Source organism: Pseudomonas sp. B19(2017), assembly GCF_002113165.1.
Taxonomy (GTDB): Bacteria; Pseudomonadota; Gammaproteobacteria; order Pseudomonadales; family Pseudomonadaceae; genus Aquipseudomonas.
This window is the reverse complement of sequence record NZ_NEJR01000041.1, coordinates 1-2,240: the sequence shown is the minus strand read 5'-3', so window position 1 is coordinate 2,240 and position 2,240 is coordinate 1. Positions and strand designations below refer to the sequence as shown.

1 protein-coding gene is annotated in these 2,240 nt (G+C 63.3%); it reads left to right on the top strand.

Annotated features, from left to right (window positions below; genetic code table 11):
- Nucleotides 1-2,240, top strand: a 2,240-nt coding sequence (locus CAF70_RS25900; RefSeq protein WP_371915965.1) for an immunoglobulin-like domain-containing protein, incomplete at both ends; no start/stop codon positions are given.

Here is a 2,240-nt window from a genome sequence, read left to right as displayed (position 1 = left end):
CCGGCCAACGATGTCTACAACAATGGCTCGACCGTCAGCACCACGATTACCGGCGCTACCGGCGGCAACTTCGAGCAGCTGACCCCGAATCCGACCCCGGCGCAGACCACGATCAATGATTCGGTCGATGTCACCACCGCGACCCTGACCGCTTCGCCAAGCGTGACGGAAGGCGGCGTGATCACCTACACCGTGACCCTGAGCAATCCGGCCCAGACCCCGGTGACTGTCACCCTATCCAACGGCCAGATCATCACCGTCGAAGCGGGCAAGACCCAGGGCAGTGTCGACTTCCAGACCCCGGCGAACGACGTCTACAACAACGGCTCGACCGTCAGCACCACGATTACCGGTGCTACCGGTGGCAACTTCGAGCAGTTGACGCCGAACCCGACTCCGGCCCAGACCACGATCAATGATTCGGCCGACGTTACTACTGCGACCCTGACGGCTTCGCCAAGCGTGACCGAAGGCGGCGTCATCACCTACACCGTCACCCTGAGCAACCCGGCCCAGACGCCGGTGACTGTGACTCTGTCCAACGGCCAGACCATCACCGTCGAAGCCGGCAAAACCCAGGGCAGTGTTGATTTCGAGACCCCAGCGAACGACGTCTACAACAACGGCTCGACCGTCAGCACCACGATTACCGGTGCTACCGGTGGCAACTTCGAGCAACTGACGCCGAACCCGACGCCGGCGCAGACCACGATCAACGATTCGGTCGACACCACCACCGCGACCCTGACGGCCACTCCGTCGGTGACCGAAGGCGGCGTGATCACCTACACCGTGACCCTGAGCAATCCGGCCCAGACCCCGGTGACTGTCACCCTATCCAACGGCCAGATCATCACCGTCGAAGCGGGCAAGACCCAGGGCAGTGTCGACTTCCAGACCCCGGCGAACGACGTCTACAACAACGGCTCGACCGTCAGCACCACGATTACCGGTGCTGCCGGTGGCAACTTCGAGCAGCTGACGCCGAATCCGACCCCGGCTCAGACCACGATCAACGATTCGGTCGATGTCACCACCGCGACCCTGACGGCGACCCCGTCGGTAAGCGAAGGTGGCGTCATCACCTACACCGTGACCCTGAGCAACCCGGCCCAGACCCCGGTGACCGTGACCCTGTCCAATGGCCAGACCATCACCGTCGAAGCGGGCAAGACCCAGGGCAGTGTTGATTTCGAGACCCCGGCGAACGACGTCTACAACAACGGCTCGACCGTTAGCGTGACCATCGACAGCGCCACGGGCGGTAACTTCGAGCAGCTGACGCCGAACCCGACTCCGGCGCAGACCACGATCAACGATTCGGTCGACACCACCACTGCGACCCTGACGGCGACCCCGTCGGTGACCGAAGGTGGCGTCATCACCTACACGGTGACCCTGAGCAACCCGGCGCAGACCCCGGTGACTGTGACTCTGTCCAACGGCCAGGCCATCACTGTTGAAGCGGGCAAGACCCAGGGCAGCGTCGACTTTGAGACCCCGGCGAACGACGTCTACAACAACGGCTCGACCGTCAGCGTCACCATCGATAGCGCCACGGGCGGTAACTTCGAGCAGCTGACACCGAACCCGACCCCGGCCCAGACCACGATCAACGATTCGATCGACACCACCACTGCGACCCTGACGGCGACCCCGTCGGTGACCGAAGGTGGCGTCATCACCTACACCGTGACCCTGGGCAACCCGGCGCAGACCCCGGTGACTGTCACCCTGTCCAATGGCCAGACCATCACTGTTGAAGCGGGCAAGACCCAGGGCAGCGTCGACTTTGAGACCCCGGCGAACGACGTCTACAACAACGGCTCGACCGTCAGCGTCACTATCGAAAGCGCCACGGGCGGCAACTTCGAGCAACTGACACCGAACCCGACCCCGGCCCAGACCACGATCAACGATTCGATCGACACCACCACTGCGACCCTGACGGCGACCCCGTCGGTGACCGAAGGTGGCGTCATCACCTACACGGTGACCCTGAGCAACCCGGCGCAGACCCCGGTGACTGTCACCCTGTCCAATGGCCAGACCATCACTGTTGAAGCGGGCAAGACCCAGGGCAGCGTTGACTTTGAGACCCCGGCGAACGACGTCTACAACAACGGCTCGACCGTCAGCGTCACTATCGAAAGCGCCACGGGCGGCAACTTCGAGCAACTGACGCCGAACCCGACGCCGGCTCAGACCACGATCAACGATTCGATCGACACCACCACTGC